Below are 14,593 nucleotides of genomic sequence, written 5' to 3' on the forward strand. Positions count from 1 at the left end.
AAACATAAGAATACATGAGATTTTAAGTAAAATAATTCAGGGTTTCTCCTTATATACGGATATTTGGTACTACCAGTATGATCGAACACATTCAAAAATAGTCAAATTGTATTCCCTAGAGGAGTGTGGAGATGCTTTATACCTTATTAGCCTTAGCGCCCATTGCTGTCGTTTTTTTACTGATGGTGGTGTTAAGGTATCCTGCCAAATTGTCAATGGGCGTGGCCTATGTGGTCACCGCTGCATTGGCCTTCTTTGTTTGGCACACGGAGGCGGCGGTGATTGCTGCGGCCACGGTGAACGGTGTGGTTACGGCGTTGACCGTGTTGTTTATTGTGTTCGGCGCCATTTTATTGTTGAATACCTTAAAAGTCAGTGGTGCCTTAGTGGCCATTCGCCAAGGTTTTATGGGGATTTCTCCAGACCGCCGGGTGCAAGTGATTATCGTGGCTTGGTTATTTGGCTCGTTGATTGAGGGTTCTTCCGGTTGGGGGACGCCGTCAGCGGTGGTTGCGCCCTTGCTGTTGGCGCTAGGTTTTCCAGCGATGGCCGCTGTGATGTCAGTCTTAGTGATTCAATCCACACCGGTGTCGTATGGTGCGGTTGGTACGCCCATGTTGGTTGGTGTGCTGTCAGGGATTGATAATAAGGCGGATGTGGCTGCCATCATTGCACCGATGCAGCCACTGGAGTATTTGCAGCATATTGTGCAAAATGTGGCCTTAATCCATGGTTTGATTGGGGTGGCTATTCCGCTGATTTTATGTGGTTTATTAACGCGTTTCTTTGGCGCTAAGCGCTCCTTTGTGGAAGGGCTGAAGGCGTGGAAGTTTGCGCTCTTTGCAGGGGTGGTCTTTACGGTGCCGTATTATTTTATTGCGGCGTTGTTTGGGCCGGAGTTTCCCTCTTTGCTAGCTGCGCTTATTGGTTTGATGATTGCCGTGCCAGTCGCTAAAAAGGGTTGGTTGCTCCCTAAAGAGAATTTTGATTTTCCACCACGTGAGCAATGGGAAAGTGCATGGTTAGGTAGTTTATCTTTGGATCAACAGCAAAGTGGCAGTAGTTTCTCTGTTTGGCGTGCGTTTTCACCCTATGTGATTGTGGTTGGCTTGCTCGTGTTGACGCGTACCGTGCCGAGTATTAAAGCTTTCTTGGTATCGCCAGAGTTAACGATCAGATTCAGTAATCTGTTTGGTACCTCTATCAGCACTTCAGCGCAGTTCTTATATTCACCAGGTTCGGTGTTACTGCTCGCCTCCTTAGCGTGTATTGTGATTTTCGGTGTGAGTGTGCGTCAGTATGCGCATGGTGTCAAAGAGTCAATGATGACCATGGTTAGTGCAGCACCCGCCTTATTATTAGCGGTGCCAATGGTGCAGGTATTTATTAATTCGGTTTCAGCCGATGGCTCAATTAGCAGCATGCCTTTGATTTTGGCGCACAGTGCCGCCGCCATCGCAGGTGATGCATGGCCGTATTTTTCACCGTGGATCGGTGCCTTGGGTGCCTTTGCAGCGGGCTCAAATACCATTAGTAATATGATGTTTGCTTACTTCCAGTTTTCTACTGCACAAGAGATTGGTTTAACGCTTGATCAGTCGGCGATTGTGGTGGCTCAACAGGCAGTGGGTGGTGCCGCCGGTAATATGGTGTGTGTGCATAATGTCGTGGCGGCGAGTGCCGTGGTCGGTATGCTTAACCGTGAGGGTGAGATTATCCGTAAAACCCTGGTGCCTTTATTCTATTATGTGGTTCAGGCCGGTCTAATCGGACAATGGTTGATTAGTGCCAATTGGGTTTGGGGCGTAGTCGCACTGTTGTGGTTGGGCGCATTTTTACTCAGTCTGTCACTGCATCAAGGCAAAGCGGTGGTGGCGCTGCCAGCTAAGGCGTAGCCTAATTAGGCAGTGTGGTACTCAAAGGGGCGTTAGCCCCTTTTTTGTGTCCGTTATTTTTATTCTTGCTTGCTGATTGGTTAAAGATTAGGGTTTACCCTCTAATAAAAGATATAAACATATAGATGATTAGATGATAAGATGTTCATGTTCTTAGAGGAGTCATCATGACCTTAATTATTATTCTTGCCATTATCCTTGCGATAGCAATTGGTTATATCACCAAAATTAATATTGGTTTATTTGCTATTGTTTTTGCCTATTTAATTGGTTGCTACGGTTTGGATTTAACTGCCTCACAAGTAGTCAGTTTTTGGCCGATCAAAATCTTTTTTATTATTTTTGCTGTAACTCTGTTCTACAACGTCGCGATGGTTAACGGTACGTTGGAAAAATTAGCGAATCATTTACTTTATGCTTGCAGGAATTTTCCACTGTTATTGCCACTGGCTATTTTCGCCTCAGCCACGATTATCGCTGCATTGGGTGCTGGTTTTTATACGGTATTGGCATTTATGGCGCCTATGACTTTATTGCTTTGCCAGAAAACCGGGATGAGTAAAATCATTGGTGGTATGGCGGTTAATTACGGAGCATTGGCTGGTGCTAACTTTATGACATCGCAAAGTGGGGTGATTTTCCGTGGGATCATGGAAGGTGTAGGGATCAGTCCTGCACAAGCCTTTAGCAATTCTACGGCTATTTTTATTGCTACTTTAATTATTCCTATTGTTGTTATCACTAGTTATTTGATTTTTAATCATAAAAAATTAAGTATTAATATTGCAGTGGAAAGGCCTGCGCCTTTTGAAACCAAACAAAAACAGTCATTAATGCTAGTGATTACTTTGATGGCATTGGTGCTAGTAATTCCGATTTTGAATCTTATTTTTCCGCAAAATCACAGTATCAGTTTTTTAAATTCCAAGGTGGATATCGGTTTTATGGCCATAATTTTTGCTGTGATTAGCTTATTAATGAAATTAGCTGATGAGAAGAAGGTCATTGCGATGGTACCGTGGGGCACGCTTATCATGATTTGTGGTGTAGGGATGTTGATTGAGGTGGCCATAAAGGCTGGTGTTATTAACATTCTTTCTGATTGGGTTTCAACCACGATCCCTTATTGGATTATTCCTTTGACTATGTGCCTCATTGGTGCTGTGATGTCTTTATTTGCCAGTACCTTAGGTGTTGTAACACCGGCTTTATTCCCTATAGTGCCGGCTATCGCAGCAGCTACTGGTCATAATCCTATCGTGTTATTTGTTTGTATCGTGGTAGGAGCACAAGCCTCGGCGATTTCTCCTTTTTCTTCAGGAGGTAGTTTGATTTTAGGCTCGACTCCACAGGGGGTAAATCAGTCCGAATTATTTAATGATTTACTGTTCCGTGCCGTGCCAATCGGTCTTATTGCAGCTTTAATGGCAGCTTTGATTGCTCAGGGAGTACTCTAAATGAAACAAGTTGATACGCATGCGCATATATTTGATGCTAATGTCCCGGTAGTTGAAGGGGCGCGTTATAGTCCCGCTAAAAGTGCTTCGGTAGAAAGCTATATAGATAATTTAGATCAATATGGTTTTGACTATGGTGTTTTAATTCAGCCGAGTTTTTTAGGTTACGATAACAGCCAAATGTTGGCGGCGATTGCTGCCTATCCTGATCGTCTCAAGGGCATTGCTGTGGTGCCAGTAGATAGTGAGTTGGCTTATTTGCAGTCTCTTAAGGAGCAAGGTATTGAAGGGGTACGGTTGAATTTATTTGCTAAAGAAATTCCTGACCTAACAGAGCCACAATGGCAAGTGTTTTTAGAGCATTTAAACTCGCTTAACTGGCAATTGGAATTGCATTGTCCGCCTTCTTATTTATCGACTATGATGCCGGTCTTAAAGAATTTTTCAGGGCCTATTGTATTGGATCATTTTGCTCGTGTAGATCCGGATAAAGGGGTAGAGGACCCGCATTATCAGACGATGTTAGATCACTTAGATCCGCAGCGTTATTGGGTAAAAGTATCTGCATTTTATCGCTTAGGAGTGGGTGAGCGGGGTGCGGAAAATGCAAATAAAGCCTTGCACTTACTACTGGATTGCGGCATGGAGGATCGATTGGTTTGGGGTAGTGATTGGCCTCACACACAGCATGAAGAGCTAAGCTATAATTTAAACTATGAGTTTTTGCATGCATTACTTAAAAATCCTATTTTAAGACAAAAGGTTTTGAGTCAAAATGCGCTTTCCCTGTTTAAACTAGACGCTTAATTTATTTACCGCATGGCGCTTCATTTACCCATCTCAACAGCTACATTGCCGCAACTAAATTTGCCGCTCTACGAACGTATTCGTATCGATATACAAGCTCGTTTAGTAGAGCAGGGGTGGGATCCTGACCTACCCATCCCAACTGAACAGATGTTAGCTCAAGAGTATCAAGTGTCTATAGGTACGATTCGAAAAGCAATCGATCGATTAGTTCAAGAGGGTATGCTATACAAGGCGCAAGGGCGAGGCACATTTATTAAGCAGCCAGATTTCAAGAATTCTTTATTACGTTTTTTTCGATTTCGTAATCATGAGGGTAAACAAGCTGTGCCAACTGGCATGGTGAAATCTATACGTAAAGTGCCTCCTACACCTGCAATCAATAAGCACTTGCTGATTGACGAGGGAATGGCGTTAATTGAGTTGCAACGTTTGCGTATCGTAGAAAATAAAGTGGTTTTAAGCGAGCAAATTTGGTTGCCAGAGCATCTGTTTAGCGATTTGTTGCACTTTGAACCATTAGAATTCGGGAATTTACTTTACCCTTTTTATTACCAGCATTGTGGGCAGTTTATCTCAACAGCTAAAGAAACCTTATCTTTTACTTCCGAGGTAGAAGATACTGACTTAAATGCCCGTAAAGGTGACATGCTGATTCAAATTGAGCGCTTGGCATATAACCTTGAAAATCGTCCAGTAGAATATCGTATTTCATTAGGTCGACCAGAAAATTTTAAGTATGAAGTAAAAATATCCTAGTCTTTACTTGGTGCAAAGATAGGGCTTTGGATGTGCCAGCTCACTAGACTTAGCCTATAATATGCCCCTACCTTTGCCGCTTTATTATCACTACGCCCTGCGATGGGAGCGCTCATGACAAATAATTTTACTCGTGTTGCTGACAAAATAAAGGATCAAATTAAGCAGTTGATCCAAGCACGCCAATTGGCGGTTGGTGACCGCTTGCCATCAGAGCGCGATCTGGCTGAGTTGTTTGAGGTTTCACGTTCGGCTGTGCGCGAGGCGATTCGGGCCTTAAATAGTCAGGGCTTAGTGGTGACTAGACCCGGGGGTGGTACCTTTGTGCAGACCGATATTATGACCTGGCCCTCACAGAGTTTTGCTACGCTCACCACACTCTTAAGCGATGATCCGCATTATCGTTATGATGTACTTGAGGCGAGGCATGCCTTGGAAATCAGTACGGCTTGGTATGCGGCGCAACGCGCAACCCCTGAGGATAAGCGCAAAATTCAAACATGCCTTGATATTATGTTAAAGCACCAGCAACGCGGTGAAATGGAGGAGGCGGCGCAGGCGGATGCGCGCTTTCATTTAGCGATTGCTGAGGCATCGCATAATTTGGTGCTGCTACAGATTATGCGCGGTCTATTTGATTTAGTCTTTTCAACCGTTAAAGAAAATCGTCGTTTAATGTTCACCATGGATGATGTTAAAAATCATCGCCATTTAACTGAACAGCATGAGGCCGTGATGCAAGCCATTGTTAACCATGATCCTGAGCGCGCTAAAACGGTGATGGGTGAGCATCTAGACTTTGTGAGTCACTCCATTCGTAGTGGTGAGGAAGATGCGGCACGGATTCAGCGGATGCATCGCCTATCCGAGGTGGACAGTCTTTTTTAGCGAATACGCGGTGGTCTGAAGACCGTCTTATCTTCATAAAAACCTGCTGCTTGCTGCAGCGGGTGCCAACCCGGGATGCCGAAAATTGGTACCGGGATATAGGGTTTGGTGGCTAGCTTGTCAGCACTCAGAAAAGCGCTAAGCCAGCGATCGACGACATTTAAATCTAATGTCCCCATTGGTTGTGGGATGCGAATGACATGGGCGCAAATGCCTTTGTAGGGCTTGAGTAGCTTTTCCATCAAGGCATGCCCGAAAATCACCGCCTGACTGTACTGCCACTCCTCTCTCAGCTCTACAAAAGCGCGTTGCCATTGCTTTTGCGCTAAGGCCTCCCATAAGCTATCAGAACAGGCTAATAACAGACCGTTTTCATCAATAATGGTAATCGCATCACGTACGGCACCGCGTTGTTGATAGACCCCATCCTGGCGTATTTGTGCGGCTTGCGCACGATTAAGCTGGCTTTTTGACTGAGTAAATAAAAACCAACATAAGGCATTAAAGTAGTCGTGTGGTCCGTCCCGTGTGGGTATGCCATCGGTGTCATAAATAAAGCTTTCATAGGCAACGCCCACTGGTAAGGCAGCTTGAGGCACAAAGTGTTTAGTAAAGTCGCTGGCCTTAAGATGGTTGAGCAGCTCACTTACTGAGTCGAACTTAGCCATTTCGAGTAAAGTGGTCTCAATGAATGCACGCCAATGATCATAATAAGGGGGCGATAAATCTAAGTCACGAAGTTCGGGCAACAGCATGGCAGTAACATGAGATGAAATGATGCGCCTTGCTATTGTAATATAGACTAAGAAGCAATGCTTTTTTGGAGAGTTCAAAGGGTATGGAAGCTGAGAAAGTGCGTATTGATAAGTGGCTATGGGCGGCCCGTTTTTTTAAGACCCGTTCCATCGCGGTGGATAATATTAATAAGGATCGCGTCCAAATTAATGGGCAAAATATTAAACCAGCGCGTGAAGTTAAAATCGGCGATACGGTGTTGATTAAAATGCCACGCGAGTATAAAACAGTGGTCGTTAAGGGCTTAAGTCAGGTACGTGGTCCGGCACCTGTCGCACAGCAATTGTATGAAGAAACAGCAGCGAGTATTGCCGAGCGTGAACGTCGCGCCGAGCAACGCCGCTTTGCACCCGAACCGGCGCAACAGTTGCGTGGTGGCCGACCGACTAAGCGCCAACGGCGAGATATAGAGCGCTTTACCAAGATGGGTGGTGATTGGTAAGTTTTTGTAATATCACAAGCTTAGTCTTTTATATGACTAAATTTTTATTCATTATTTATTATGATATGCCCGTATTATCATCATGCACATGATGAGATAACTCGTTAAAACGGACAGAATTTATTTAGGGGAGATAGATGACTTTACTAAGCTATGTACATGGTGCAGTCGAGACGCCTTTATTGGGTCAGACCATTGGTCAAAACTTCGATGAGGCAAGCACGAAGTATGCTGATCAGTTGGCAATGGTATCGCGCCATCAAGGCATTCGTTACACCTACCAGGAGTTACGCGATCAGGTGGACCGTGTGGCCTGCAGCTTACGTCGTTTGGGTTTTCGTCGAGGTGACCGCTTAGCTTTGTGGGCGACTAACTCAGCCGAGTGGACTGTGATTCAATACGCTACGGCAAAGGCAGGAATTATTCTGGTTACCTTGAACCCTTCTTATCGTCGTAAGGAGTTGGAGTACTCGCTTAATAAGGTCTCATGTGCTGGTCTAGTGTTGATTTCCTCGTTTAAAGACAGTGATTATGAGTCCATGGTCTACGATGTGGTACCTGAGCTTAAGGACTCTCCACTGGGCGAATTGCGCTCGGCTAATGTGCCTAGCTTGCGTTATGTGATTAAGCTGGAGGATGATCCGAGTACTGGTATCCTCAACTATAAGGATCTGTTGGTGGAGCCGACTGCGGCCGAGTTAGAGGCCTTGCAGGAGGTTGGTAAAGAGCTGCAGTTTGATGATCCGATTAATATTCAATTTACCTCTGGTACGACTGGCTCACCAAAGGGTACGACCTTAACGCACCATAATATTTTAAATAACGGTTATTTTATTGGTGAAAAAATCAAATTAAGTCCAGCAGATAGAGTTTCTATTGCGGTGCCGTTATTTCATTGCTTTGGTATGGTGATTGGTAATCTAGCGTGTGTCACCCATGGTGCGGCGATGATTTATCATGGTCCCGTGTTTAATCCTACGGATAACCTAAAGGTTATTGAAGAGGAAAAATGTACCGCCGCCTATGGTGTGCCGACCATGTTTATTGCCATGTTGGAGCATCCAGAGTTTAAGTCCTTTGATCTCAGCTCCTTACGTACGGGGGTGATGGCAGGTTCGGTATGCCCGATGGAGGTGATGCGTCGTGTGGTCGACGAGATGAATATGCGTGAAGTGACCATTTGTTATGGCATGACTGAGACTTCACCCGTGAGTATGCAGTCGGATGTGGATGATCCATTAGATAAGCGCGTCAGTACTGTGGGTCGCATTCACCCGCATGTGGAAGTTAAAATTATTGATGAATTAGGTCGGATTGTGCCGCGTGGTGTCTCGGGTGAGCTGTGTACACGTGGTTATTCTGTGATGCAGGGTTATTGGGGTGAGCCTGAGCTAACGGCTGAAGTGATTGATAAGGCACGTTGGATGCACACGGGTGACTTAGCCGTGATGGACGAAGACGGTTATTGCAATATCGTGGGTCGAATTAAGGACCTCGTGATTCGCGGTGGTGAAAACTTATTCCCACGTGAAATTGAGGAGTTTTTATACACCCATCCGGCGATTCAAGATGTGCAGGTGGTAGGTGTGCCTGATGAGGTCTATGGTGAGGAGCTATGTGCTTGGATTATGCTCAAAGAAAACGCCAGCCTGACCGAGGAAGAGGTGAAGGAGTTTTGTGCCGGACAAATTTCTCGTCAGAAAATCCCACGCTACATTCGCTTTGCCGAAGAGTTTCCGATGACGGCCAGCGGTAAGATTCAGAAATTCAAAATTCGTGAAATCATGATCGAGGAACTGGAAGCGGCAAAGGCGCAAGCCGACGCTTAGCTTTGCCTAGTGCATTAAGCTCTGGCTATAGGGGCCAGAGTCCGAGGGAGCGCTGCTGAGGCGCTCCTTTTTTAGGCCTTGCCTTGACGAGCCTCATAATCAATAATTAATTCCTCAAAGTGCCCGCGCTCTGGGTTACGCTGACCTAAAAAGCTCTCTAAGCCCAAACGACCACCTTGACCTAGGCGTAGCCCTTGAATCTCATCTTTATCCAATAATAAACGTGCATCCCACGCTAGCTCAATGCCAATGTATTGACGTACCCAACTGACTAGCTCCTTGGATTGTTGTGCTTGAGGAAAAAAACGACGGTATTGCGCCAAGGACAAGGGACCCAGTTCTAAACGAAATTTATGCTGTGCATCTTTGACTTTACTGCCTAAAATCGTATCCTTACCAAGGGCGACCGGGTTTTGACCTAGTTGAATTTGGTGTTCGGGATGAAGTTCAATCCATTGTGGAATAAACTCTTTAAGCGCTACCTCTATGCCAAAAAAGCGCTTAAGTATGGAGACTAGGCCCTCGGGATTGCGGCTTTGGCGCGCTAAATGACCAGCAAAATAAAATTTCACATGATCATAAATGGCATCGCGCTCCAACAGGGAGTCCATGCCCATGCTGATTAAACTAGCAACATGGCGACTAAAGGCGGAGTTTTTGCGGTCCAAGCTAACAGTGGTTTGTGAGTCGGCCCAGGCCCGGTAAAACAAGGTGATTAAGCGATGATGAAAAATATCCGCAAAGGCTGACAGCGTATGATCTTTATGATGATGGATACGCTCATGTACATATTCAGTAATATGTAAAGGCAGCGGACCGTTGGGACCGAAGAGACCAAAGCCTAAAATCGAGATGGTGCTAGGACGACCGGGTTTGCGCTCCACCTTGGTGAGGTTAGAGGGCGCAAACGACATGGACGGCTCTTGGCGCAGCCTAACCGGTTCATGCTTAGGCAGGCTGTTGCGGCCGATAGGTTTTAATAAATCACTACGTGCGTCAATAAAACGCAGTACTTGATAAAAACTATGGGCGTAGGGATCGGCTTCGAGTGTGTGCCAATAGTCATTTAGCGCAACGAGATCCTTGGGGGTGGTGACAGTACGATTTTTGCTCATATGCAACAACACAGTGAAGCGTGCAGTTTAGCGAATAATTATTGCAATTTGATGAATCTAAGAACTGTCATCAAAGTGCAAGATTGGGGCTTTAAAATCAGCTTCATTATTGTGCTTTTGTATCAAGTTTGTTAAGAGTTTAAGATGTCAGAAATTAATCGTGCTGATCTGTTTGCCAAATTAAATCCTACCCTCTATCGAGCGCTTGAGGGGGCAACTGCTTTTTGTAAATTACGTGGCAATCCCTATGTGGAATTAGTGCATTGGTTGCACCAATTAATGCATGAGCATGATACTGATATACAAAAAATCTTACGCTATTTTGAAATCCGCCCTGAGGATGTAGAGCAGGGGATTATCGTTGCGCTTGAGGAGCTGCCACAGGGTGCTAGCTCAATATCCGATTTGTCCGAACATATTGATAACGCCACTGAGCGGGCATGGGTCTACGGCTCCTTAAAATATGGCGATGCACGGATTCGCAGTGCTTATTTAATGCTCGGTATTTTAAAAAGTAATTCCTCACGCAATGTACTGTATGGGATTAGTCCCGCCTTTAAAAAAATTATCCCCGATGTGTTGGCGGATAAGTTAAATCAAATTGTTAAAGGCTCTGCCGAGGATCATCAAACGGCGGCTTTGCGAACAGACGAAATCGGTACTGCTGCAGCCAGTACGGGCGGGGGCGGGCAGCCATCAGCGTTGGCGCAATATGCGGTCGATATGACCGAGCGTGCACGCAACAATGAAATTGACCCCGTTTCTGGACGTGATGAAGAAATCCGTCAAATGGTGGATATTCTGATGCGCCGTCGTCAAAATAACCCCTTATTAACGGGTGAAGCGGGGGTGGGTAAAACGGCTGTGGTCGAGGGCTTTGCCTTACGTTTGGCCAAGGGCGATGTGCCTGAATCATTACGTGATATGTCGCTGTATCTCTTAGATATTGGTTTACTGCAAGCAGGCGCCAGCATGAAAGGTGAGTTTGAGTCCCGTTTGCGTGCCGTGATTGATGAGGTGCAAGCCAGTGAAAAGCCCATTGTCTTATTTATTGATGAGATTCATACCTTGATCGGTGCGGGTGGTGCTGCCGGTACTGGTGATGCCGCCAATCTACTGAAGCCTGCCTTGGCGCGGGGTGAGTTGCGCACCATTGGTGCCACCACCTGGGCGGAGTACAAAAAATACATTGAAAAGGATCCTGCCTTAACGCGCCGTTTCCAAACCATCCAAGTGCATGAGCCAGATGAGAAAAAAGCACTGATTATGTTGCGTGGCTTAGTCGATAAATTAGAAGCACATCACCAAGTGCTGCTGTTGGATGAAGCGGTAGAAGCAGCGGTTAAGCTATCGCATCGTTATATTCCAGCACGTCAGCTACCGGATAAAGCCGTTGCTTTACTAGATACGGCATGTGCGCGGGTTGCGGTGAGCCAATATGCACAGCCTGCTGCTTTGGAGGATTTGAATCGCAAGATTGAGCATTTGACGGTAGAAAAAGGCATTGCTGAACGAGAATTAGCCTTGGGCCTGGGTGAGGCAGCACGCATTGAAGCAATTGAGCAGGAGCTTAAGGAGGCCGAGACCCAACAGCTTGCTTTACAGGCGGCATGGGAGGCTGAGCAGCGCTTGGCATCGGAGCTGTTTGAGCTACGTCGTAGCCTACGAGAGGCCTCGGAGTTAAGTGAGGAAGCGCGTGCGGAGATGTTGCAGCGGGTGCAGCAATTGCAAGAGGAGTTATTAAGTCAGCAGGGTGAGCAGCCATTGATTTTCCCGGCAGTCGATGGTGCTGCCGTAGCCGCAGTGGTGGCTGATTGGACAGGCATCCCGGTCGGTCGCATGGTCAAAGATCAAGCGAACTCGATTTTGCATTTAGCCACGACCTTGGAGCAACGTGTGATTGGCCAATCACATGCCCTAACAGCGATTGCCGAACGTATTCAAACCTCGCGTGCTAAATTAACTGATCCGAACAAGCCGGTCGCTGTCTTTATGCTTTGTGGCCCTAGCGGTGTAGGTAAAACGGAAACCGCCTTAGCGCTGGCAGAAACGCTGTATGGTGGTGAGCAGAATTTAATCACGATTAATATGAGCGAGTTTCAAGAAGCGCACACTGTTTCTACCTTAAAAGGCGCCCCTCCGGGCTATGTGGGTTACGGTGAGGGTGGTGTTCTAACGGAGGCGGTACGTCGTCGTCCGTATAGTGTGGTGCTCTTAGATGAAGTGGAAAAAGCGCATGCAGATGTGCATGAAATGTTCTTCCAAGTCTTTGATAAAGGCTGGATGGAAGATGGCGAGGGGCGCTACATCGACTTTAAAAACACGGTGATTATCTTAACCTCCAATGTGGGCACAGAGCGCATTATGGAGGTGTGTAAAGACCCTGAATTGATGCCGGATGCCGAAGGACTGGCAGCCGTCTTGCGTGAGCCCTTACTGAACGTCTTTCCGGCCGCCTTGTTGGGGCGTTTGGCAGTGGTGCCCTACTTCCCACTATCTGATGATATGCTGGCTAAAATTGTGGACTTGCAGTTGGCGCGTGTTCAGAAGCGCCTGACTGAGCACCATGGGATTGAGTTAGTGGTGGCGCCGGAAGCAGTGCAGTTAATTGTGGATCGGTGTACCGAAGTGGAGTCAGGCGGTCGTATGGTTGATGCGATTTTAAATAGCTCTGTCTTGCCTAAAGTCAGTCGTCGTATCTTAGAAGCGGCGATGGCGGGTGATGCAATTCAGCGTTTAAGCTTAAGTGCTGAAGATAGTGAGTTTGTCTTTCATTACAGTTGAACTTAAAACAAAAGGCTGTGGTGAGTGGCGTCGAGGCGCAGCTCGGTATACACTGATGGGATACTAATCTTTCAAATTTTTTGTGGAGCAGAATCATGTCCTATGTTGTTGAAGTGGCTGAGCGTGTAGCCGTACCAGTGGTTGGTGAGGAGGCTAAGTACCCCGTACGTCGGGTCTATTGCGTTGGTCGTAATTACGCCAGTCATGCCCGTGAGATGGGTGCCGATCCGGATAAGGAACCACCTTTTTTCTTTAGCAAAGCAAATGATCAGGAGTCCTTTGTGATTGCTAAAGAGGGTATTATCGCCACGATTCAGTATCCGAGCAAAACCTCAAATTTGCATTATGAATTTGAGTTGGTGGTGGCGATTGGCAAGCAAGGCAAACATATCCCCGTGGCGCAGGCAGAAGACTATATTTACGGTTTTGCTGCCGGTTTGGATATGACGCGGCGTGATTTACAAAATGACTTCAAAAAGGGTGGTAAGCCGTGGGAGATGGCCAAAGCCTTTGACCAGGCTGCGGTTATCGGGGAGATTAGTCCTAAAGCCCTTGCTGGCAGTAAAAACGCAGGCAAAATCGAGCTCCAACTTAATGGCGATACCGTACAAGAGGCTGATTTAAATGAGCTTATTTGGAGCCTGTCTGAGGTGATTTCACGCCTCTCCGAGTACGTCGAGTTACACCCAGGTGATTTGATTTATACCGGTACCCCAGAGGGTGTGGGTGCGGTCAAGCCGGGTGATGTGATGGTCGGCAGCATAGAGGGCTTAAAAGGTATTCAGGTTAAGGTGCTGTAAACTAGCTGTACACCATTTCTTCTATGATGTGACTCGGGAAATAGCTATTTCCCGAGTCGTTTTTGTTGAGCTAGCTCAAGTAGAATCGTGTCCAAATGATCGAGCGTGGCATGATTGCTTTTTAGCTCTTGCTCATTCGCATGTAGTAGGGTGCTGGGGCGCTGGTCTTGCAAAATATCTTTTTTCTGATGCTCAATGCCGTCGCGGCTGAGGCGCTCTAGCGGGTCCTTACTAAGATTATCGTCTAAGGCAATGCCCTGTAATTCAGCCAGGGGATCATGGCTATTACGGACAGTACCTGAAGTCATATCAAAGGGGTGGATATCATAATTGATGTCGCTTGCTCCTACGGGTACAACACCAGCGCCATCAAATAAGCTATCAAAAATGGAGGCGCTGTTGTCGGCAGCGGATTCAGATGCTAGCTGAGTCGCCGTGCCGAGTTCGGTGAACGGCGGGGGTGATGGCTCGATATCACTCCTTAGTTCAGTAGTTGCCTCAACTAAGGGCTCAAACACGGTATTTTGTTCAGGCGCTGGCTGCTGGGGGCTCAGATTAATGATTTCCGCAAGCGGCGCCACTGCGACGGGATTTGGAGCAAGGTGGTGCGTCGCCGTCGGCATCTCGACAGTACCCGGCATCGGCATCACCGTCGGTGCTTTGAGCGGGCGTTGAGTGGCTTGCTGTGCAGGGGGCACTTGTGGCGCCAAGCTATTGCTTTCAGTTACGCTAATATTAAAATAAAAATCACCGCAACTAAACTCACTGTCGCTTTTTAAGACCATAGTCTCACCTACTTTGAGGCTGTGGTTGCCAACTAGAATTGGTGTCAGCGCCAAATTACGAATGCTAATCTGAGCCGCATCATCTATTGTGATCGCCGCTTGAAACAGGCTGATAGAGAGGGAGGGATCCGCTAGGGCAATATGATTTTCCGGGCTTCTGCCGATGGTTAAGCCCGGGCTGACTAGGTCAAAACTTCGCTCAAATGACTTAGATTGATTGTGAACCGTAATTTTCAT

Annotated in this window: 12 protein-coding genes; 9 read left to right on the forward strand and 3 right to left on the reverse strand. The window is 46.6% G+C overall.

Translation table 11 applies throughout. From position 1 onward, the window contains the following. Positions 1-131: 131 nt before the first annotated feature. From A3GA_RS0100230 to lldR, 5 genes are all read left to right on the forward strand, one after another. Complete coding sequence (locus A3GA_RS0100230; protein ID WP_018025364.1) at positions 132-1,895, forward strand: L-lactate permease; 1,764 nt, start codon at positions 132-134, stop codon at positions 1,893-1,895. Between the two features lie 167 nt (positions 1,896-2,062). Beyond that, positions 2,063-3,352, forward strand: a complete 1,290-nt coding sequence (locus tag A3GA_RS0100235; RefSeq protein ID WP_018025365.1) for an SLC13 family permease — start codon at positions 2,063-2,065, stop codon at positions 3,350-3,352. Then, positions 3,353-4,159, forward strand: a complete 807-nt coding sequence (locus A3GA_RS0100240; protein ID WP_018025366.1) for an amidohydrolase family protein — start codon at positions 3,353-3,355, stop codon at positions 4,157-4,159. It begins immediately after the preceding gene. Positions 4,160-4,171: 12 nt separating this feature from the next. Beyond that, positions 4,172-4,918 carry a GntR family transcriptional regulator gene (locus tag A3GA_RS0100245; RefSeq protein ID WP_048767432.1) on the forward strand — a complete coding sequence of 249 codons (747 nt, stop codon included), beginning with the start codon at positions 4,172-4,174 and terminating at the stop codon, positions 4,916-4,918. A 114-nt stretch (positions 4,919-5,032) separates the two neighbouring features. After that, positions 5,033-5,806, forward strand: a complete 774-nt coding sequence (gene lldR / locus A3GA_RS0100250; protein WP_018025368.1) for a transcriptional regulator LldR — start codon at positions 5,033-5,035, stop codon at positions 5,804-5,806. On the opposite strand, the gene A3GA_RS0100255 is transcribed toward lldR, so the two are convergent. Further along, entirely contained in the window at positions 5,803-6,561 is a 759-nt protein-coding gene (locus tag A3GA_RS0100255; RefSeq protein WP_018025369.1) for a DUF3025 domain-containing protein, read from the reverse strand. The two genes, lldR and A3GA_RS0100255, sit on opposite strands and share 4 nt — an antisense overlap. Positions 6,562-6,644: 83 nt before the next feature. Here A3GA_RS0100255 and A3GA_RS0100260 point away from each other — a divergent pair, with 83 nt between their 5' ends. Both A3GA_RS0100260 and A3GA_RS0100265 read left to right on the forward strand, forming a co-directional pair. Continuing rightward, positions 6,645-7,043, forward strand: coding sequence for an RNA-binding S4 domain-containing protein (locus A3GA_RS0100260; protein ID WP_018025370.1), 399 nt, complete (start codon positions 6,645-6,647; stop codon positions 7,041-7,043). Positions 7,044-7,180: 137 nt separating this feature from the next. Continuing rightward, the gene (locus A3GA_RS0100265; protein ID WP_018025371.1) at positions 7,181-8,872 is read left to right on the forward strand and encodes an AMP-binding protein; all 1,692 of its coding nucleotides are present in this window, start codon (positions 7,181-7,183) and stop codon (positions 8,870-8,872) included. Between the two features lie 71 nt (positions 8,873-8,943). Here the strand turns inward: A3GA_RS0100265 and tssG are convergent, their stop codons facing one another. Further along, positions 8,944-9,987: a type VI secretion system baseplate subunit TssG gene (gene tssG / locus A3GA_RS0100270; protein WP_018025372.1), complete on the reverse strand. Its 1,044-nt coding sequence runs from the start codon at positions 9,985-9,987 to the stop codon at positions 8,944-8,946. Between the two features lie 144 nt (positions 9,988-10,131). Between tssG and tssH the strand changes: the two genes are divergently transcribed. Both tssH and A3GA_RS0100280 read left to right on the forward strand, forming a co-directional pair. Continuing rightward, positions 10,132-12,771, forward strand: coding sequence for a type VI secretion system ATPase TssH (gene tssH, locus A3GA_RS0100275; protein ID WP_018025373.1), 2,640 nt, complete (start codon positions 10,132-10,134; stop codon positions 12,769-12,771). A gap of 95 nt (positions 12,772-12,866) precedes the next feature. Next, on the forward strand, positions 12,867-13,571 hold the full coding sequence (locus A3GA_RS0100280) for a fumarylacetoacetate hydrolase family protein (protein ID WP_018025374.1): 705 nt from the start codon (positions 12,867-12,869) through the stop codon (positions 13,569-13,571). Between the two features lie 44 nt (positions 13,572-13,615). On the opposite strand, the gene A3GA_RS0100285 is transcribed toward A3GA_RS0100280, so the two are convergent. Next, entirely contained in the window at positions 13,616-14,593 is a 978-nt protein-coding gene (locus tag A3GA_RS0100285; protein WP_018025375.1) for an FHA domain-containing protein, read from the reverse strand.

Source organism: Oligella urethralis DSM 7531 (assembly GCF_000372065.1).
Taxonomy (GTDB): Bacteria; Pseudomonadota; Gammaproteobacteria; order Burkholderiales; family Burkholderiaceae_B; genus Oligella; species Oligella urethralis.